Annotated in this window: 17 protein-coding genes; 16 read left to right on the plus strand and 1 reads right to left on the minus strand. The window is 59.2% G+C overall.

Going from position 1 to position 19621, the window contains the following annotated elements; genetic code table 11:
• The first annotated feature begins 42 nt into the window (after window positions 1–42).
• Window positions 43–1278 carry a DNA recombination protein RmuC gene (locus tag ACZ5FP_RS04880; protein WP_464662483.1) on the plus strand — a complete coding sequence of 412 codons (1236 nt, stop codon included), beginning with the start codon at window positions 43–45 and terminating at the stop codon, window positions 1276–1278.
• Here ACZ5FP_RS04880 and ACZ5FP_RS04885 read toward each other — a convergent pair.
• Window positions 1275–2234 (minus strand): cation diffusion facilitator family transporter, encoded by a 960-nt coding sequence (locus ACZ5FP_RS04885; protein WP_464662484.1) that lies wholly within the window; start codon window positions 2232–2234, stop codon window positions 1275–1277. The genes ACZ5FP_RS04880 and ACZ5FP_RS04885 overlap by 4 nt on opposite strands.
• Before the next feature lie 143 nt (window positions 2235–2377).
• Here ACZ5FP_RS04885 and ACZ5FP_RS04890 point away from each other — a divergent pair, with 143 nt between their 5' ends.
• The 15 genes from ACZ5FP_RS04890 to metK all read left to right on the plus strand — a co-directional run bounded on the left by ACZ5FP_RS04890 (window position 2378) and on the right by metK (window position 19610).
• Window positions 2378–4393 carry a hydantoinase/oxoprolinase N-terminal domain-containing protein gene (locus tag ACZ5FP_RS04890; protein WP_464662486.1) on the plus strand — a complete coding sequence of 672 codons (2016 nt, stop codon included), beginning with the start codon at window positions 2378–2380 and terminating at the stop codon, window positions 4391–4393.
• Window positions 4394–4500: 107 nt separating this feature from the next.
• Window positions 4501–6681: a malate synthase G gene (locus ACZ5FP_RS04895; RefSeq protein WP_464662487.1), complete on the plus strand. Its 2181-nt coding sequence runs from the start codon at window positions 4501–4503 to the stop codon at window positions 6679–6681.
• 6 nt (window positions 6682–6687) lie between these two features.
• Window positions 6688–7203, plus strand: coding sequence for a DUF3859 domain-containing protein (locus ACZ5FP_RS04900; RefSeq protein WP_464662489.1), 516 nt, complete (start codon window positions 6688–6690; stop codon window positions 7201–7203).
• Between the two features lie 167 nt (window positions 7204–7370).
• The gene (locus ACZ5FP_RS04905) at window positions 7371–9413 is read left to right on the plus strand and encodes a GAF domain-containing protein (RefSeq protein ID WP_464662491.1); all 2043 of its coding nucleotides are present in this window, start codon (window positions 7371–7373) and stop codon (window positions 9411–9413) included.
• A complete protein-coding gene (locus ACZ5FP_RS04910; protein ID WP_464662492.1) occupies window positions 9410–9631 on the plus strand; it encodes a hypothetical protein in 222 nt (73 codons plus the stop codon). The genes ACZ5FP_RS04905 and ACZ5FP_RS04910 overlap by 4 nt, the downstream gene beginning before the upstream one ends.
• Before the next feature lie 67 nt (window positions 9632–9698).
• Complete coding sequence (gene tsaB / locus ACZ5FP_RS04915) at window positions 9699–10388, plus strand: tRNA (adenosine(37)-N6)-threonylcarbamoyltransferase complex dimerization subunit type 1 TsaB (RefSeq protein ID WP_464662493.1); 690 nt, start codon at window positions 9699–9701, stop codon at window positions 10386–10388.
• Window positions 10385–10888 carry a ribosomal protein S18-alanine N-acetyltransferase gene (rimI, locus tag ACZ5FP_RS04920; protein ID WP_464662494.1) on the plus strand — a complete coding sequence of 168 codons (504 nt, stop codon included), beginning with the start codon at window positions 10385–10387 and terminating at the stop codon, window positions 10886–10888. Before tsaB ends, rimI begins: the two co-directional genes overlap by 4 nt.
• A 4-nt stretch (window positions 10889–10892) precedes the next feature.
• Window positions 10893–11759 (plus strand): lyso-ornithine lipid O-acyltransferase, encoded by an 867-nt coding sequence (gene olsA / locus ACZ5FP_RS04925; protein WP_464663174.1) that lies wholly within the window; start codon window positions 10893–10895, stop codon window positions 11757–11759.
• A 9-nt stretch (window positions 11760–11768) separates the two neighbouring features.
• Window positions 11769–13208 carry a tRNA (N6-isopentenyl adenosine(37)-C2)-methylthiotransferase MiaB gene (miaB, locus tag ACZ5FP_RS04930; RefSeq protein ID WP_464662496.1) on the plus strand — a complete coding sequence of 480 codons (1440 nt, stop codon included), beginning with the start codon at window positions 11769–11771 and terminating at the stop codon, window positions 13206–13208.
• A 31-nt stretch (window positions 13209–13239) separates the two neighbouring features.
• Window positions 13240–14259, plus strand: a complete 1020-nt coding sequence (locus tag ACZ5FP_RS04935; RefSeq protein ID WP_463011880.1) for a PhoH family protein — start codon at window positions 13240–13242, stop codon at window positions 14257–14259.
• A 161-nt stretch (window positions 14260–14420) separates the two neighbouring features.
• The gene (ybeY, locus tag ACZ5FP_RS04940) at window positions 14421–14918 is read left to right on the plus strand and encodes an rRNA maturation RNase YbeY (protein ID WP_464662497.1); all 498 of its coding nucleotides are present in this window, start codon (window positions 14421–14423) and stop codon (window positions 14916–14918) included.
• A gap of 5 nt (window positions 14919–14923) precedes the next feature.
• Window positions 14924–16012, plus strand: a complete 1089-nt coding sequence (locus tag ACZ5FP_RS04945; RefSeq protein WP_346305927.1) for a hemolysin family protein — start codon at window positions 14924–14926, stop codon at window positions 16010–16012.
• Window positions 16013–16069: 57 nt separating this feature from the next.
• Complete coding sequence (gene lnt, locus ACZ5FP_RS04950) at window positions 16070–17659, plus strand: apolipoprotein N-acyltransferase (RefSeq protein ID WP_464662498.1); 1590 nt, start codon at window positions 16070–16072, stop codon at window positions 17657–17659.
• Window positions 17660–17759: 100 nt separating this feature from the next.
• The gene (locus tag ACZ5FP_RS04955; RefSeq protein WP_223612073.1) at window positions 17760–18179 is read left to right on the plus strand and encodes a helix-turn-helix domain-containing protein; all 420 of its coding nucleotides are present in this window, start codon (window positions 17760–17762) and stop codon (window positions 18177–18179) included.
• A 165-nt stretch (window positions 18180–18344) separates the two neighbouring features.
• A complete protein-coding gene (metK, locus tag ACZ5FP_RS04960) occupies window positions 18345–19610 on the plus strand; it encodes a methionine adenosyltransferase (protein ID WP_199537979.1) in 1266 nt (421 codons plus the stop codon).
• Window positions 19611–19621: the final 11 nt, after the last annotated feature.

Consider the following 19621-nt stretch of genomic DNA (forward strand, 5'->3'; position numbering starts at 1 on the left):
TTGATCTCACATTTGCCATCCGAATCGGTTAGTCTGCTTCCCATGGAAACATCACATTCACTCGACCAGCCACTGTTTCAGCTCGGTGCCACGTCGATATCGGTCGGTACCGCGCTGGTAATAGCGGCTGTCATCGTTGCACTTGCCATTGTCCTGTGCGGGATTGCTCTCTGGCGTTCGGCACGGGTACGGCTGATCGCGGAATTCCAGGCGGAAGACCGTGCGCGTGATGCGGAAGTGCGGATGGCCGAGATACTGAAGAGCCAGTCGGAGATGCAGGGCCGCATGCAGACCATGGCGGAACTGTTTGGTTCGCGCCAGGCGGAGCTCAATCAGTCGATCCGCGAACGCCTCGACGGCATGACCAGCCGTATCGGCCAGACCATGACGGAACAGACGCAGTCAACCCACGAAAATCTGGCCAAATTGCAGGAGCGGCTGGCGGTCATTGATACCGCGCAGAACAATATCCAGTCGCTGGCCGGACAGGTTGTCCAGCTGCAGGCGATCCTCGCCAACAAGCAGACGCGCGGCGCCTTCGGTCAGGCGCGCATGGAAACCATTATTGCCGATGGCTTGCCGCAAGGGGCCTATGAGTTTCAGGCCACGCTTTCCAATGGAAGCCGCCCGGATTGTATCGTCCGCATGCCGAATGGCGCCCCCAATCTGGTCATCGACGCCAAATTTCCGCTGGAAGCATGGAACGCCATCCGCGAGTCCGAGACACCGGATACGAAGAAACTGGCGCTTGCCCAGTTTCGCCGGGATATCGAAATCCATATTCGCGATGTCTCAGAGAAATACCTGATCAATGGCGAAACCCAGGATACGGCATTTCTCTTTGTCCCATCGGAATCCATCTTTGCCGAAATTCACGAGAATTTCGAAGGCATTGTGCAGAAAGCCCATCGTTCGCGCATCGTCATCGTATCGCCGTCGCTGCTGATGCTGTCCATTCAGGTCATTCAGGCGGTGCTCAAGGATGTGCGCATGCGCGAGCAGGCACATCTCATCCAGGGTGAGGTGATCCGCCTGATGGAAGATGTCGGGCGCCTGGACGACCGGGTCCGGCGGCTGCAGACGCATTTCGGTCAGGCGAGCAAGGATATTGACGATATTCTCGTCTCGTCCAGCAAGGTGACGAAGCGCGGCCAGAAGATCGAGGCGCTGGAGTTCGTCGATCCGGCGGCCGGCGAACCCGCGAAGGGGCCGGATGCCAACCGCTCAGCGGCATCGGCAACAGGCCAGTTGCGCCTACGCGTGGTGGATGAAGATTAGCCCTCAACGATTTTTTGCCGCCGCGTCTTCCAGCTACTTGCAGTCTGCGGTTTGACGAAGACGGACACGATGTCCGGGTTGGCCTGACGGATCGCTGTTTCGATACGCTCGACGCAGGCTTCGATGTCGGGTGCGGTAAGATGATCCTCAAATTCAATGCTGAGCCCGGCAACGATCTGCTTGGGTCCCATATGGACGGTCAGCACCCCATTTGCCTGCTGAATGGCCGGGTCCTTGCCGGCGATGTCAAGAATTTGCTGTTCCGCTTCCGGCAGCGCGGACTCGCCGATCAGCAGGCCCTTGCTTTCCCGGGCGAGGAAAATTGCGGTTGCACCGAGGATGATGGCAATGCCGATGGAGGCAACCCCGTCGAATTCGGGCATGTCGAAGAATTGCGCCGCTGAAATGCCGGCAAACGCTATGATGAGTCCCAGCAGTGCAGCCGTATCCTCAAAGAGGACGGTAAAGACGCTCGGATCCTTGCTCTGTTGCACGGCTTCGAGATAGCCAAGCTTGCCCTTCATGGTTCGGAATTCTTTCAGCGCGACTGTCCATGAGATGCCCTCGAACAGCAGCGCAAAGCCAAGCACGACATAGTTGACAGTGGGATTGGCGATGGGCTCCGGCTCAAGAATGTGGGTGAGGCCTTCATAGAACGAAACACCGGCACCCACGGCAAACACCAGCAGGGCAACAATGAAACTCCAGAAGTAAAGCTCGCGTCCATGGCCGAGCGGATGCGCCTTGTCGGCTGGCTTGGCGGCCCGCCGCAGACCGTAGAGAAGCAGGCCGCCATTTCCCGTATCCACCAGCGAATGAACGCCTTCCGACAGCATGGCGGAACTGCCGGTGAAGAAGGCGGCAATGAACTTGGTGGCCGCGATCAGAAGATTGCCGAGGATGGCGGCATAGATAACCTTCTTCGATCCCGCATGACTGCCAGATTGTGATGCCATAGAAGCCCCTTTTCCCACGCGTCAACGTAGCAGGATTTGAATGGTTCCGGCAGTGTTGTGTCGTTGCGGCGGCAAATGGTCGGAATGACGCTAGTCGTTCGTGCCGTCATGGGATAACCCTGCCACAAACGGCGCAGGGCATCATGGCTGATTCACAGGTAGAGAACGCAATTTTCCTCGGTATTGATACGGGCGGCACCTATACGGATGCGGTTCTCTGGTCGGAGGCGCGCGGCGTTATCGCCAAGGCCAAGGCTTTGACGACGCGCCACGATCTGAGTGTCGGCATCGCCGGCGCTGTCGAGCGCATTGTCGAAGAGGCTTTGGTTGATCCCGGCCATATCCGCCTTGTGTCCATGTCGACGACCCTGGCCACCAATGCCCTTGTCGAAGGGCAGGGCGGACGGATCGCGCTTGTCATGGTCGGGTTCTCGCCGGCCGATCTGGAGAAGGCGGACCTCGGGTCTGCCCTTGGCTCCGATCCCGTCGTCTTCCTGCCCGGCGGGCACGATGTCTACGGCCGCCCGCAACCTTTCGATGTCTCGGCGCTGCAGGAGGCCTTGCCGCGCCTCAAGGAGGAGGTGACAGGCTTTGCAGTCTGCGCCTATTTTGCGGTGCGCAACCCCGAGCATGAAATTGCCATTCGCGATCTTGTACGCGTTGAGACGGGTCTGCCTGTTACCTGCAGTCACGAGCTTTCGGCCAAGCTGAACGGCCCGCGCCGGGCCCTGACAACGGTCCTCAATGCGCGGCTCATCGCCATGATTGACCGCCTCGTCGCGGCAACGGAAGGATTTCTGGACCGGCGCGGCATTCATGCGCCGCTCATGGTGGTGCGCGGCGATGGTGCACTGGTCTCGGCGGCTTTTGCTCGGCACCGCCCGATCGAAACCATCCTGTCGGGACCGGCTGCCAGCCTTGTCGGTGCCCGCCACATGACGGGCCTCGACAATGCCATCGTGTCCGATATTGGCGGGACGACCACGGACGTTGCCGTTCTCGACAATGGCCGTCCACGGCTCGATCCCAATGGCGCCACCGTTGGCGGTTTCCGCACCATGGTCGAGGCGGTGGCCATGCGCACGTTCGGACTGGGCGGCGATTCTGAGGTGTCGCTGGACGACAATGCCATGGCACCGCGCATCATGCTTGGACCAAGGCGGCTGGTGCCGCTGTCCCTGCTTGCGGCCAATCACGGTGCCATCGTCATCGATCATCTGGCGCGGCAGGTGAAGACGGCCAATCCCGGCCGCCTGGATGGCCGGTTCGCCCTGCTGACCGGCGTTCCCGAGCAAATGGCATCCGGATTGAGCAAGGGCGAAGCCGAGCTCTATCAGCGGATTACCCGGGAACCGCAGCCGCTCGACCGGCTTCTGAACTCCGTTTCCCAGACCGCGACGATCAATCGGCTGGTCGCGCGGGGGCTTGTTCATCTCTCGGGGTTCACGCCGTCCGATGCCTGCCATGTTCTCCATCTGCAGAACAATTGGAACGGCGAAGCGGGGCGCTATGGCGCCATTCTCTATGCCAGGCGCAAGGACGGTGCGGGCCGCCCGCTGTGCGATACGCCGGAGGAAATTTCGCGGCGCACCTATGACGCACTCATTCGCCGTTCATCGGAAGTGGTGCTGGAAACCGTCTTTGCCGAGGATGGGTTGGATGGACCTGACATGGTGGCCAGTCCGCTGACTCAGCGCGCGCTTTCCGGGCAGGGTGGTATTGCCGGCGTCAAGCTTGATATTGACCGGCCGCTGATCGGATTGGGTGCTTCCGCTCCCGTTTATTATCCCGCCGTTGGAGCCATGCTGGGTGCGCCAAGCATTGTTCCTGTCGATACGGACGTTGCCAATGCGCTCGGTGCCGTGGTCGGGCAGGTGCGCGTATCGGTCGAAGCCTACATCAGCCAGCCCGCCGAAGGGATTTTTCGCGTGGCAGCGGGAGAGGCGGTGAAGGATTTTCAGGAGGAAGATCTCGCGATTGCCTTCGCCGAAGAAACGCTGCAAGGGCAGGTTCGCAGTTTCGCGCTGGAAGCTGGCACCGACGAGGCACAGGTCACCATCGCCCGAAACATCAGCGCTGCGACTGTTGAAGACCAGCGAAAATTCATCGAAGCGGTGCTGGTCGCAACCGCAACCGGCAGGCCTCGCATTGCCCACTGATTGATTGTTTCCCTTCTGGCATAAATCATGTTCATTTAGGCCGAATTGACGGGGAATGCTTTGGTGTGTTCAAGGGTACGCTAACAGAAAATCTTAAGGAGTATGGTATGAGCGAGCGGGTCGAGATCGATGGTCTGAAGGTGGCGAAAGAGCTCTACGACTTCGTGGCTAATGAAGCGGTGGTCGGAACATCGGTCAATGCCGACGCCTTTTTTCAGGGCCTGGCAGCAATTGTCGATGATCTGTCGCCCAAGAACCGGGCCTTGCTCGCCAAGCGCGATGCATTTCAGGAAAAGCTCGATGCGTTCTATCGTGAAAAGCGGCAGGCAGGATATACGCCAGAGCAATATGAAGCGTTCCTGCGGGAAATTGGCTATCTGCTGCCCGAGGGCGGAACATTCTCCGTCTCGACCGACAATGTGGATCCGGAAATCGCGGTAACGGCCGGACCGCAACTGGTGGTGCCTGTCATGAACGCCCGCTATGCGCTCAACGCGGCCAATGCGCGCTGGGGTTCGCTTTACGATGCGCTTTATGGCACCGATGCCATTCCAGAAACCGACGGCGCGGAAAAGGGCAAGGCATTCAATCCGCTGCGCGGCGCCAAGGTCATCGCCTGGGCCAAGGCCTTTCTCGACGACAGTGCGCCGCTCGATGGCGCACACTGGGCTGATGTTGCGAGTCTTACCGTTGATCATGGCACGCTTGTGCTCAAGACCGCCGATGGGGTCTCACCGTCGCTGAAGGAGCAGGCACAGTTCGTTGGCTATAAGGGCGATGCTTCCAGGCCATCCTCCATTCTCCTGGTGAAGAACAGCATGCATGTGGAGATCGTCATCAACGCCGATCATCCCATTGGAAAAACCGACCCGGCCAATATTGCCGACGTGGTACTGGAATCGGCACTCACCACGATTCAGGATTGCGAGGATTCCGTTGCTGCCGTCGATGCGGAAGACAAGGTTGTCGTCTACCGCAACTGGCTCGGCCTGATGAACGGCGATTTGCAGGATACGTTTGAAAAGGGCGGCAAATCGGTCACGCGCAAGCTCAATCCCGACCGGGACTACACCGGGAAAGACGGCAAGCCGCTGACGCTGCCCGGACGTTCGCTCATGCTGGTGCGCAATGTCGGTCATCTCATGACCAATCCGGCCATCCTCGACAAGGATGGCAACGAAGTGCCGGAAGGCATCATGGATGCGGCAATCACCGGCCTGATCGCCCTGCACGACGTCGGCCCCAAGGGCCGCCGCATGAACTCGCGCGCCGGTTCGATGTATGTCGTCAAGCCGAAAATGCACGGCCCGGAAGAAGTCGCCTTTGCCTCGGAGCTGTTTGGGCGCGTTGAAGCCCTGCTCGGCATGCAGCCCAACACGATGAAGATGGGCATCATGGATGAGGAGCGCCGCACGACGGTCAACCTCAAGGAAGCCATCCGCGCGGCGAAGGAGCGGGTTGTTTTCATCAATACCGGCTTCCTCGACCGCACCGGCGACGAGATTCACACCTCGATGGAGGCGGGTCCGATGATCCGCAAGGGTGACATGAAGCAGGCATCGTGGATCGGCGCCTATGAAAACTGGAATGTCGATGTCGGGCTTGAATGCGGCCTTTCCGGCCACGCGCAGATCGGCAAGGGCATGTGGGCCATGCCGGACCTGATGGCAGCCATGCTTGAACAGAAGATTGCCCATCCGAAGGCCGGTGCCAACACCGCATGGGTGCCGTCGCCGACGGCCGCCACGCTGCATGCCACCCACTATCACAGGGTTGACGTGGCCGAGGTACAGGCAAAGCTGAAGTCGCGCGGCCGCGCCAAACTCGGTGATATCCTGTCGGTGCCGGTCGCTTCGCGGCCCAACTGGACACCGGAAGATATCCAGCGCGAGCTCGACAACAACGCCCAGGGCATTCTGGGGTATGTCGTGCGCTGGGTGGATCAGGGCGTCGGTTGCTCCAAGGTCCCGGATATCAACAATGTCGGCCTGATGGAGGATCGCGCCACGTTGCGCATTTCCGCCCAGCACATCGCCAACTGGCTGCATCACGGCGTTGCCGGCGAGGCGCAGGTTCTGGAAACGCTGAAGCGCATGGCCGGGGTCGTCGACAAGCAGAATGAGGGCGATCCGCACTATCAGCCGATGGCTGCGGATTTCGATGCATCGGTGGCGTTTCAGGCCGCTTGCGATCTGGTGTTCAAGGGGCGGGCACAGCCGAACGGCTACACCGAACCGGTCCTGCACCGCCGCAGACTGGAACTGAAAGCCAAGCGCGCGGCTGCATAGCAGCCGATGCGCGCTGTTCGCCTCCTGGCCCTGGTGTTTCCGGCATTGTTGACCGGGGCGGGGCTTGCGAGGCCGCAGGGCGCAGAACCGGTCATTGAAATCCTCAACTGGGGTCTGACGCGGGCCAAGGATGTCGGCACTGAAGCGGCACCGGATACGCCGACAGGATATAACCGGCTCGTGGATGGGCCGGTGGACGTTGTCAGGGCCGACAAAATAACCGCCTGCCTCGGGACCAGTTTCGGCGTGATGTATGCCGCGTTCAATGTCCCCGATTTCCAGGTCGTGCCGATCATGATCGTTGTCCGGCATCCGGTGATTCACACGCCTGATGGCCGCAGCATGCAGCGCAGCAGCTGGCCCGACGGTGCTATCCGGCAGCAGCGCTATGCGGGCTGGGTGTTCGAAAAGAGCTACGAACTGGTTTCCGGTGTCTGGACCTTTTCCCTGCAGGACACGCATGGACGTGAGTTTGCCACCAGGAGTTTCGACGTGACCGCCGGCAGCTGTCCCATATCCTGATAATGGCTGAGCCCTTCCGGATATCGGGCTGGATGAGCATTTCCCTCTCTGCGGCGACGCGGATCGCGGGAATTCGCAAATAGCAATTGTCACGGAGTAAAATTAGACTATTTGATAATCACGAAAACTCCCGTGTCTCTCACATAATCTGGCGATTGGGTTTATCCATGAGCGATTTGCCCCATTCAGTTCTTCAGGACGCCCATCGGCTGGCTGCCCTTGCTGAATATGATGTTCTCGATACGCCGTCAGAGCCGGCATTCGATAATATTGTCTCTCTTGCCAAGCAGATTTGCGAGACACCGGTTGCTTTGATCAGCCTGGTCGCCGGAGACCGGCAATGGTTCAAAGCGCGGTCCGGCTTTGAGACGTGTGAAACACCTTTGGAGCAATCGGTTTGTGCACATGCGCTGCCGACGGGCTCCGTCCTCGTCATTCCGGACCTCACACTGGATGAGCGCACCAGGCACAACACCCTGGTGACGGGAGAACCCCATATCCGGTTTTATGCCGGGGCTGTTCTCAATACACCCAGCGGCGAGGCGATCGGAACCCTGTGCGTGATCGACAGCGTGCCGCGCCCCGGCGGGTTGACCGATGCGCAGACCGAGGCCCTTCAGGACCTTGCCGAGCAGGTCATTACCATCCTCGAACTGCGCCGGGTGCTGGAAGACCGCAACGACGTTGTTCTCCAGCAGCGGCGTTCGATTCGCTCCAGCCTGAAACGGGCCCTGTCGAGTGAAGCGGCGCGCAACAAGCAGTACCGGGTCGACGGATGGCTTGGTCCGGCGCAGCAGGCGGGGGGTATCGGGGCATTCGAACTCAATCTCAAAACCAATATTGCGCGCGTTACACCCGAAATGTGCCGGCTATACGGACTGCCGGAGAGCGAGCAATATTCCGCTCCGACGTTCGAGGTGCTGACCTATGCGGACGACAGGCATCTGGTCTCCGATCAACCATCGCGCCTTGATGGAAACGTCATGCTTGATATCGAATACCGGATCCGCCGCGCCGATGACGGGTCGCTGCGCTGGCTGAGCCGCCGTGGCGAGCTTGCCTATGACGACGTTGGCCAACCCGCGTTCTTCCGCGGCACGGTCCAGGATGTCACCAAGCGCAAGCAGGCGGAGATCCGTCAGGCTGCCCTTCTCGAACTGGGTGACAGTATTCGCGACGCCCATACAACGGGCGAAGCTGCGGAAATTGCCTCACGGATTCTCGGTGAAAACCTGAATGCCGGTCGTGCGGGATTTGCCATCATCGATTTGACGGCGGATCTTTTCAATGTCGAGCGGGATTGGACAGCGGCCGCACTGAAGTCCATGGCCGGCCGCCACTCGCTGGTGAACTTCAAGGCAACGATCAAGAACTCGCAGATCGGGATTCCGATTGCCGTCTCCGACATACCGGGAACGGACTGGCTGGCGCAGGACTACGAGGGCTATGCAGCCCTTCAAGCCCGGTCGTTCATCAATGTACCTCTGATGCACGCCGGTGAACTCGTGGGGCTGATGTTTGTTCACGGCGAGAATCCGAGGGATTGGCAGACCGACGAGATTCAGTTTGTCGTCAGCATTGCCGACCGAACCTACGCGGCGATTGCCAAGCTGCAGGCCGAGCATGAACAGGGTATTCTCAATCAGGAATTGAGCCATCGCCTGAAAAACACGCTTACCATGGTTCAGGCCATTGCAACGCAAACGCTGCGCGATGCGCCGCAGGACGCGGTCGAGGCATTCAAGCAGCGCCTGATGGCGCTCAGCTCGGCGCACAATGTGCTGCTGCACCAGAACTGGTCGGCGGCGCGTATCCGTTCGGTACTGGAGAGCGTCCTGGCGCTGCACGGCGAAACAGCGCAGTTTGTCTTGCGCGGACCCAATCTCAATCTCGGGCCAAAGGCCGTTCTTTCCCTGTCGCTGCTGCTGCATGAACTTGCCACGAACGCGCTGAAATATGGATCGCTGTCCAACACACAGGGCAAGGTGGAGATCAGTTGGGAAATCCAGCGTGCTCCGTCGCAGATGGAATTTGTCCTGACATGGCGCGAGAGCGGCGGCCCGGCCGCAACTGCTCCCGAAAAGAAAGGATTTGGCTCGCGCCTGATCCGTTTCGGCCTGTCGGGCACCGGGGATGCCGATATTCAATATGAGAAAGAAGGGCTTGTGGCGCGGTTCAGGGCGCCGCTGGCACTGATCATGGACAATTGATCAAGATCTTTGGTCAATCCGCGCGGATGGTCGGCGGCGCATGGGTCGACTTTGGTATACATTTTATCGATGCCGAAGCGCTGTTCGGTCTTGGTATCGGCTACGTCGACGCGCACTTGCTGGCGGCAACGCGGCTAACACCCGGCACGCGGCTGTGGGGCAGAGACAGGAGATTGGCTGCCGCTGCCGCTCGTCTGCAACTCAACGTGCAATTTTGACCAGATTAATGCGTGCCTCCCCGAACACTACTTGTTTGCTGGCTGATTCTTGTTTACGCGATTGGCCATGAAACTGCTTGCGCTTGATACGGCCTCCACTCTTTGCTCCGTTGCTGTTCTCGATGTCGAAACCGGGACAGTGCTTGCCGCAACGAGTGAGGATATTGGCAAGGGACATGCGGAGCGTTTGATGGCCTTCATTGAACAGACGTTGAACCATGCAGCGGTACCGATCAGTGCCATCGGCAAGATCGCGGTCAGCATCGGTCCGGGATCGTTCACCGGCGTGCGTGTCGGCGTTTCCACGGCGCGCGGCTTTGGTTTTGCCTTGCAATGTCCGGTCGTGGGTGTCAGCACGCTTGAAGCATTGGCTTTTGACGCGCGGCGTGTGTTTCCGGAACGTCCTGTCCTGTCGATCATCGATGCACGGCGCGACGAGATCTATGCGCAGTTCTTTGCGCCGGATGGTTCTGCCGGTTCGGTGCCCGGTGTGACAACCCTACCGGACGTGTTCTCTGCCTTGTCGGAACGGCCGGACGATGTCGTGCTGTCCGGTTCGGGTGCGGCTCTCGTCAATGATGGCAAGGAACACAAGCTCGCTGTGGCCGTGACCACGTCGACGGGAACGATTGAAGCCTTTGCCCGGCTGGGCGCTCTGCGCGCGGTTGATGGCGAAGCGCCGAAGCCGCTTTATCTGCGCGGGCTCGACGTCAAGCCGCAGCAGGGTTTTGTCCTGCGAAGGAAGGTCTCGGAATGATGAGCTTTCCCCTGGGTAATCTGCGCAACCGTCCTTTTGTCATTGAACCGTTGGCAAGCACGGATTCGATTCACCTGGCAAAGCTGCACGCCCTGACGTTCAGCCAGCCATGGAGCGATGAGGAATTCCATGCGCTGATGATGCAAGGGAATGTCTTCGGTTTCATTGCGCGGGAAGAGGGCAGGCGATCTGCGCCTCCCGGCGGCTTCGTGCTGGCAAGGCTCGTTGTCGACGAGGCGGAAATCCTGACGATTGCGGTGGCGCCGTCCGCGCAACGGCGTGGTCTTGGCCATGCCCTGATGGACGCGACCCTGCGCCATCTGCACAATGCCCGGGCGGAAATGCTGTTTCTGGAGGTGGACGAGACAAATATGCCGGCCCTGGCGCTCTACCGCCGCCTTGGATTCAAACAGGTGGGCAAACGTCCCGGCTATTATGAAACTGCGGGCGGCCGTTCCGCGGCCCTGACCATGCGCCGTGACCTGAAGCGGGCACGCTGACATGATGTCCTGGGTCCGTTTTACTGTCACGGCAACGGCTTTTGCGCTGGTCACCCTGATCTCGGTGCCATTGCAGTACTTTTTCCTCAAGGCCGGCTGGGGCTTGCGCAAGCGGTTTCCGATTTTCTATCACCGCATCGTCGCCAAACTGCTTGGCTTGCGCATCCACATGCATGGGGACATGGCAACGCAGCGCCCGCTGCTGCTGGCGGCAAACCACGCATCGTGGACCGATATCGTGGTGCTGGGTGCGCTCAAGGAATTGTCCTTCATCGCCAAGATCGAAGTGGCGAGCTGGCCACTGTTCGGCATGCTCTCCAAACTGCAGCGCTCCGTCTTCGTGGAGAGGGAAAAGCGCGGCAAGACCCATGATCAGGCGAGCGAGATTGCAACGCGTCTGGCCGCCGGTGACGTCATGGTGCTGTTTGCCGAGGGAACCACGTCCGACGGCAATCGTGTCCTGCCCTTCAAGACGTCGCTTTTCGGTGCCGCCCAAGTGGCAATCCGCGAAACCAGCGTGGAAACGGTGACGGTGCAACCCGTCGCGATTGCCTATACGCGGGTGCATGGCGTGCCGATGGGTCGCTTCCATCGCCCGATCATTTCCTGGCCGGGCGACGTGCCGCTGGGACCGAGCCTGATCGGGCTTTTGAAGGACGGTGCGATCGATGTCGATGTCTGGTTCGGCGAACCGATGACCATCGACAGCAAGACAAACCGCAAGATGCTGGCACGGTTGATGGAGAAGCGGGTGAGGGAGATGACGTTGTCGTCGCTCCTTGGCCGGGATCTTGTCACGGCGGCAGGAGAAACGCCGGAGTCAGCCATTCCGGGTGACTCTGCTATTCTCAAAGGCCTCAAAAAGCTTTAGAAGCCTCGCATGGACGATATCAGCACCTCGCATAAACCGGACGAGACATCCGGAACCGTACCCATTTCGCCAGCACTTGCGAACACGCGCAAGGTCTATGTGAAGACCTATGGCTGCCAGATGAATGTCTATGACAGCCAGCGTATGACGGACAGTCTGGCGGCGGAAGGCTACAGCCCCACCGATACGGCGGAGGACGCCGATCTGGTATTGATCAACACCTGTCATATTCGCGAGAAAGCCTCGGAAAAACTCTATTCAGCGCTCGGCCGCCTGCGCAAGATGAAGGATGCCCGCGCCAAAGAAGGCCGCGAGCTGACCGTCGGTGTTGCCGGTTGCGTGGCGCAGGCGGAAGGCGACGAGATCACCCGCCGCGCGCCGGTGGTGGATCTGGTGGTCGGTCCGCAGACCTATCATCGCCTGCCGCAGGCGCTTGCCCGTGTGCGGCAGGGCGAGCGGGTCGTCGAGACGGAATATGCGATCGAAGACAAGTTCGAGCATCTGCCGGCCCCCCGCAAGGAGCAGACAAGAAGCCGTGGTGTGACGGCTTTTTTGACTGTCCAGGAGGGGTGCGACAAGTTCTGCACATTCTGCGTGGTGCCCTATACCCGCGGTTCGGAAGTCTCGCGACCGGTCGCGCAGATCTTGAAGGAAGCCGAAAAGCTGGCTGATGCCGGTGTGCGCGAACTGACTCTGCTCGGCCAGAACGTCAATGCCTGGCATGGCGAAGGCGCCGACGGGCGCGAGTGGGGATTGGGCGAGCTGCTCTACCGGCTGGCTGAGATACCCGGCATTGCGCGCCTGCGCTACGTGACCAGCCATCCGCGCGATATGGACGACACGCTGATCCATGCCCACCGTGACCTACCGATGCTCATGCCCTATCTGCATCTGCCGGTACAGGCGGGGTCGGACCGCATTCTCAAGGCCATGAACCGCAGACATACGGCTGCGGAATATGTGCGGCTGATCAACCGGATTCGCGAGGCGCGCTCGGACATTGCCCTTTCCGGGGATTTCATCGTCGGCTTTCCCGGCGAGACCGACGAGGATTTCGAAGCGACACTGCAGATCGTGCGCGACGTCACCTATGCCGCGGCTTATTCGTTCAAATACTCGCCCCGCCCCGGCACGCCCGGTGCGGATATGGAAGACCATGTCCCTGAAGCCGTGAAGGACGAAAGGTTGCAGCGCCTGCAGGCACTGCTGTCCGAACAGCAATATGCATTCCAGCGCAGTCTGGTCGGTCAAACCATGGACGTGCTGATCGAAAAGGTCGGGCGGGAACCCGGACAGATGGTTGGCCGATCTCCCTGGTTACAACCTGTAATTATCGATGTACATGGCGGGGAAATCGGCGACATAATCAGCGTACGAATCATCAGCACGGGAACCAACAGCCTGATTGGGGTTCGTGAGATGGAAACGACAAGCGACGGGACTATATAAGCACTGAACACCTTTTGGTAAGGAGAGCCGATTGACCGCCACCGAAAAGCTGAAACCCGCTCCGTCAGGGGCCTCGGATCTGGCGCATATCGTACTGACATTCGACAATAACCGGCTGGCAAGCGCCTTGTTCGGTCAGTTCGACGAGAACCTTGCCCGCATCGAGCAGAAGTTGGGTGTCGATGTCCGCTCCAAGGGAAACCAGCTTGCGATTCGCGGTGAACCGGGCGCGACCGAACAGGCCCGAAGGGCCCTCGATCAGCTCTATGAACAGCTGCAGAAGGGCCATGATATTTCGGCATCCGATGTGGATGGCGCATTGCGCATGGCTATTGCCGCCGACGATCAACTGACGCTTCCCAGCATGGAAAACAAGAGCAAGATGGCTGCAGCCCAGATATCGACCCGCAAGAAGACGATTTTTGCCCGCACGCCAACACAGGATGCCTATATGCGGGCAATGGACCGCTCGGAAATGGTGTTCGGCGTCGGCCCTGCCGGTACCGGCAAGACCTATCTGGCCGTTGCCCATGCCGCCATGCTTCTGGAGCGTGGTCTGGTGGACCGGATCATTCTGTCGCGTCCGGCCGTGGAGGCTGGTGAACGTCTTGGCTTCCTGCCCGGCGATATGAAGGAAAAGGTCGATCCGTATCTGCGGCCGCTTTATGATGCGCTGTATGACATGATGCCCGCCGACAAGGTCGAGCGGGCCATTGCTGCCGGTGTCATCGAAATTGCACCGCTGGCTTTCATGCGCGGACGCACGCTGGCGCATTCTGCCATCATTCTTGATGAGGCGCAGAACACGACAGCCATGCAGATGAAGATGTTTCTCACCCGCCTTGGTGAAAACGGACGCATGATCATCACCGGTGATCCCAGTCAGGTCGATCTTCCTCCTGGCCAGAAATCCGGTCTGGTTGAAGCGCTGAGAATTCTCGATGGCGTCAGCGGGATCGTCACAGTCCGCTTCTCGGATGTGGACGTTGTCCGCCATCCGCTTGTTGCGGCAATCGTCCGTGCCTACGACAAGGAAGGCGCCAAGCCCTGAGATATTTCGATCACTCCATCCCGTTGGCCGTCTGATGCGATTTTCTGCACTTCCGGCGTTTATGGACTACAATGTCCACGGCGCTCCGGTTCTTGAAAACCGCGCTATCCGACTCAACGGGCTGCGTGCTCGAAAGATATCCAACGCTTGATGGTACAATTTTGATCGATACCGATATTCTCGTTGAAACCGACGGCTGGCCCGAGGAGGCCACCCTGCAGGCGCTTGCCGAAAGGGCCATTGCTGCCGCATGGCAGACATTGGATGGCGGCCCGCAACCGGCGAGTGAACTCAGCCTCGTCTTTACCGACGACGCGGCGATCCGCGAACTCAACAATGACTGGCGCGACAAGGACAAGCCAACCAATGTGCTGTCATTCCCCGCCTTTCCGATCAAGCCCGGCCAGAAACCCGGCCCCATGCTCGGCGACATCGTCATCGCTCGGGAAACGGTCGAGCGTGAAGCTGCCGATGAACAGAAACCTTTCGACCATCATTTGACGCATCTGATCGTGCACGGCTTTTTGCATCTGCTGGGCTATGATCATATTATCGAGAGCGAAGCGGAAGAGATGGAAGATCTGGAGCGTAAAATTCTCGCGCATCTTGCCATTCCCGACCCATATGCGCTATCGGTCACTGACGATCAATCCGATTGAGGACCATGTCTGACACGTCGCACCAGAACGATCCTGCCGCGCCCGCCAAGGGCATAACCGGGCAGGAGAGTGACGCCGAGGGGCAAAGTAGCACCAGAGCGCCCGCAACCGAAAAGCGCTCGCTTCTCACTGCAATCTTTCCTTTTCTGCGCGCTCGCCCGGGCACATCCCTGCGAGAGGATATCGATGCGGCGCTGGCGGGCACGGATAATGGCGATACGGCGTTTTCGCCGGAAGAACGCGCCATGCTTCACAACATCCTGCGCCTGCGTGAATTGCGCGTGGAGGATGTGATGATCCCCCGCGCGGATATCGAGGCGGTCGATATCACCACGACTCTCGGCGATCTGCTGGAGGTTTTCGAAAAATCCGGCCATTCGCGCATGCCGGTTTTCGCGGAAACCCTGGATGATCCGCGTGGCATGGTGCATATCCGTGATGTGGTCAATTACATCACCAAGATTTCCAGGGTGAAGACCCAGCGCCGAACTTCGGCGAAGGCACCCAAGGCACCGGCTGCTGCCAAGTTTGATCTGGGCAATGTCGAGCTGACCAAGACCATTGCAGAGCTCAGTCTTATGCGGCCGATCCTTTTCGTGCCGCCCTCGATGCTTGCCAATGACCTGATGGGCCGTATGCAGGCACAACGCATTCAGATCGCGCTGGTTATCGATGAGTATGGCGGGACCGACGGCCTGGTGTCGCTGGAAGATATCGTCGAAATGGTCGTCGGCAATATTGAAGACGAGCACGACGACGATGAAGTGATGATCATGGAGGAGCCGGAAGGCGTCTTCATCGCCGATGCCCGCGCCGATCTTGAAGAGGTCGCCGGAAAGATCGGGCCCGGCTTTGTCGTTGGCGAGCATGGCGAAGACGTCGACACGGTCGGCGGTCTGATCTTCTCGATTCTCGGGCGTATTCCCGTGCGCGGCGAGATGGTCCAGGCGGTTCCGGGTTATGAGTTCCATGTGCTCGAAGCCGACCCGCGCCGTATCCGCAAGGTTCGCATCGTGCCGCTGCGCCATGCCGAGCGCCGCCCGCGCGCGCCGCGTCCCGGCGCGGCGGATGAACCCGCTGAAATGGACGAATGATTGGCGCAAGTCTCACCCGCTTATACTGACGAAAAATCACCGAGGGTGGGGCATGGCATGATCCAGCGTCTGGCCGGAAAAATCATCCTGCTGTGGGGATGGAAGCGTGTTGCGCTGGCATTTCTCATGGGTGCGCTGGCCAGTTTCGCGCTGCCGCCCTATGATTTTTTTGCCGTCTGCTTCATCTCCTTTCCGGTTCTTGTCTGGCTGATTGACGGTGCAGTCGACAATGCGGGTGCCGGGCCTCTCCGCAGGCTTTGGCCGGCTGCCATGATTGGCTGGTGGTTTGGTTTCGGCTATTTCGTCTTTGGCCTCTGGTGGCTGGGGAATGCACTGCTGGTGGACGCTGCCGGCTTTGCCTGGGCAATTCCGCTTGCCGTGCTTGGACTGCCGGCCGTTCTCGCCGTTTTCTACGCTTTTGCCGCAGCGCTGGCCCGACTGTTCTGGAGTGAAGGGATGGGCCGTGTTCTGTCGCTGGCGTTTGCCTTCGGTATTACCGAGTGGCTGCGTTCCGTTGTGCTCACCGGTTTCCCCTGGAATGCGATCGGTTATGCAGCGATGCCGGTTCCCGTTCTCATGCAGTCATCGGTTTTTGTCGGCCTCCTGGGCATGAATGCGCTGGCCGTCGCGGTGTTTTCCATGCCCGCCTTGCTTGCTGGCCGCCGGGATATCAGAACGGGCCTGGTCGTCGCGCTGATCCTGGTGTGCGCCCATGCGGGTTACGGGTTTTACAGGCTGCAGACAGCCAGCCTTGTCGCAAAGGGTCCCAATGTTCGTATCGTTCAGCCGTCGATCGCGCAGGATCTGAAGTTTGACGTGGAAGCGCGCCGCGATATTCTTGATAAATATCTCGCCATGAGCGGCAAGCCGCCACGATCCGGTGCCCCGGCACCCGACGTGATTGTCTGGCCGGAAACAGCGGTCCCCTATATCCTGACGAGAACACCCGACGCGTTGCGGGCCATTGCCGGAATGCTGAAAGAGGGGCAAGTCCTGCTCGCCGGGGCCGTGCGAATGGAGGAGCCGGGAGGCAATCAGCCGCCGCTGTATTACAACACGATCTACAGCATCAATGATGCCGGTGAGATTACCGGTGCTGCCGACAAGGTGCATCTGGTTCCGTTCGGGGAATATCTGCCGCTCGAAGGCATTCTGCGCAGCCTGGGTTTGAACGAAATTGCTGGAATGCCTGGCGGGTTTACCGCAGGCGCTTCCAAGCAGTCGCTCAAGGTGAACGACAATCTCACCGCTTTGCCGCTCATCTGCTATGAAGCGATCTTTCCGGCTGAAATGGGGTATCAGGGGCCGGCGGCCGACGCGATCATCAATGTGACCAATGATGCATGGTATGGCGATACGCCAGGTCCGTATCAGCACTTCCGCCAGGCGCAATTGCGCGCGGTCGAGCAGGGTTTGCCGCTTGTCCGTGCCGCCAACAATGGACTATCAGCGGTTGTCGATCCCTACGGTCGAATCATCGATGCCCTGGCACTGAATGCAGTGGGTGTGGTCGATGTGGCGCTTCCCGGTAGGGTTCAACTACCATTAAGTGAAGGCTTACGCAGATTTCAATTTCTGATTGTACTCGGTCTGCTTTTTGCTGCCGTACTGGCGTATTTTTATCGGGATAGAAGGCGTCTCGGTTGACTTTTTTACCTTTGCCCTGTCGAATACCGTTATATTTGGTCTGTTGATACATTGATGATAAAATTAGTTTTCAGCCCCATTTCATACGAATGAGATTTTCATGCCCGATAATAAAAAGCGACCGAACCCAGTTGACGTCCACGTGGGCGCCCGAATCCGTCTGCGCCGGAACATGGTTGGCCTCAGCCAGGAAAGACTAGGCGATAGCCTGGGAATTACATTTCAGCAAATTCAAAAATACGAGAAGGGTGTCAACCGGGTAGGTGCCAGCCGTCTGCAAGCGATTGGCAACGTTCTCAACGTACCCGTCACGTTTTTCTTTGATGATATGCCCGACCAGCCGGAGAAGGTGCAGGGTTTCGAGGAGGAAAGTGACAACACATACGTTGTGGGCTTTCTCAACAGCTCCGAGGGGATACAGCTTGCGCGTGCCTTCGCCAAGATCGGCGACCCGAAGATTCGCCGGAAAATCCTCGATCTGGTGCGGACATTGAGTCACGAAGAAGATCCCGAAGGATAGATTCCCGTTAGCCTGCCGATCTTTCCGTTCAAACAGTAGAAAAATTCTTCCAATGCTGTTTGTTTGAAAACGAAAGCGATTGACTGAATCCTTGGACCTTGGCAAACACTACGCAGGCTCGTTCCCTGTGGAATGGGCGTACGTTTGTTTTAAGAGGGGTTTCCCGTGACACGCAGTTCCTATCTTTTTACCAGTGAGTCTGTATCGGAAGGTCATCCAGATAAGGTTTGCGACCGTATTTCCGATGAAATCGTCGACATGATTTATAAGGAAGCAAAGAAAACGGGTGTTGATCCGTGGACTGTGCGTATTGCCTGTGAAACCTTGGCAACGACCAACCGGGTTGTTATTGCCGGTGAAGTGCGTGTCCCCGACACGCTGCTCAAGAAGGACAAGAACGGCGCTGTTGTTCATGACGCCAAGGGTCATCCGGTCATCAATCCCTCCCGCTTCCGCGCTGCCGCCCGCCGTGCGATCCGCGATATCGGCTATGAGCAGGATGGCTTCAGCTGGAAGACTGCAAAGATTGACGTGCTGCTGCATCCGCAGTCGGCCGACATTGCGCAGGGCGTCGACAATGCGTCTGACCGTCAGGGCGAAGAGGGTGCAGGCGACCAGGGCATCATGTTCGGCTATGCCTGCCGGGAAACACCGGACCTGATGCCGGCTCCGATCTATTATTCGCACAAGATTCTCGAGCTTCTCGCCGCTGCCCGCCACAAGGGCGAGGGCGAGGCTGGCCGGCTTGGCCCCGATGCCAAGAGCCAGGTGACGGTTCGTTACGTCGATGGCGTAGCGGCGGAAGCGACGCAGATCGTTCTTTCGACACAGCATCTGGATGCAAGCTGGGATTCCAAGAAGGTTCGCAAGGTCGTTGAACCCTACATCCGCGAAGCGCTGGGCGATCTCAAGATTGCCGACAATTGCGTCTGGTACATCAACCCGACCGGCAAGTTTGTCATCGGCGGACCGGATGGTGACGCAGGCCTGACAGGCCGCAAGATCATCGTGGACACCTATGGCGGCGCGGCGCCCCATGGCGGCGGTGCTTTCTCCGGCAAGGACACCACCAAGGTTGATCGCTCTGCTGCCTATGCGGCGCGCTATCTCGCCAAGAATGTTGTCGCCGCCGGCTTTGCCGATCGCTGCACGATCCAGCTGTCCTATGCCATCGGCGTTGCTCAGCCTCTGTCGGTCTATGTTGACCTGCATGGCACCGGCAAGGTGAATGAAGATGCCGTGGAAGCTGCCCTGCGCAAGGTCATGGACCTGTCGCCGACAGGCATCCGCAAGCATCTTGACCTGAACAAGCCGATCTACGCCAAGACATCCGCCTATGGCCATTTCGGCCGCAAGCCCGGTCGTGACGGTTCGTTCTCCTGGGAAAAGACTGATCTGGCCAAGCAGTTGAAGAGTGCACTGGCTGCGTAAGCAGCCAGTTT

The sequence above is a fragment of the Phyllobacterium sp. T2-21 genome (genome assembly GCF_055378485.1).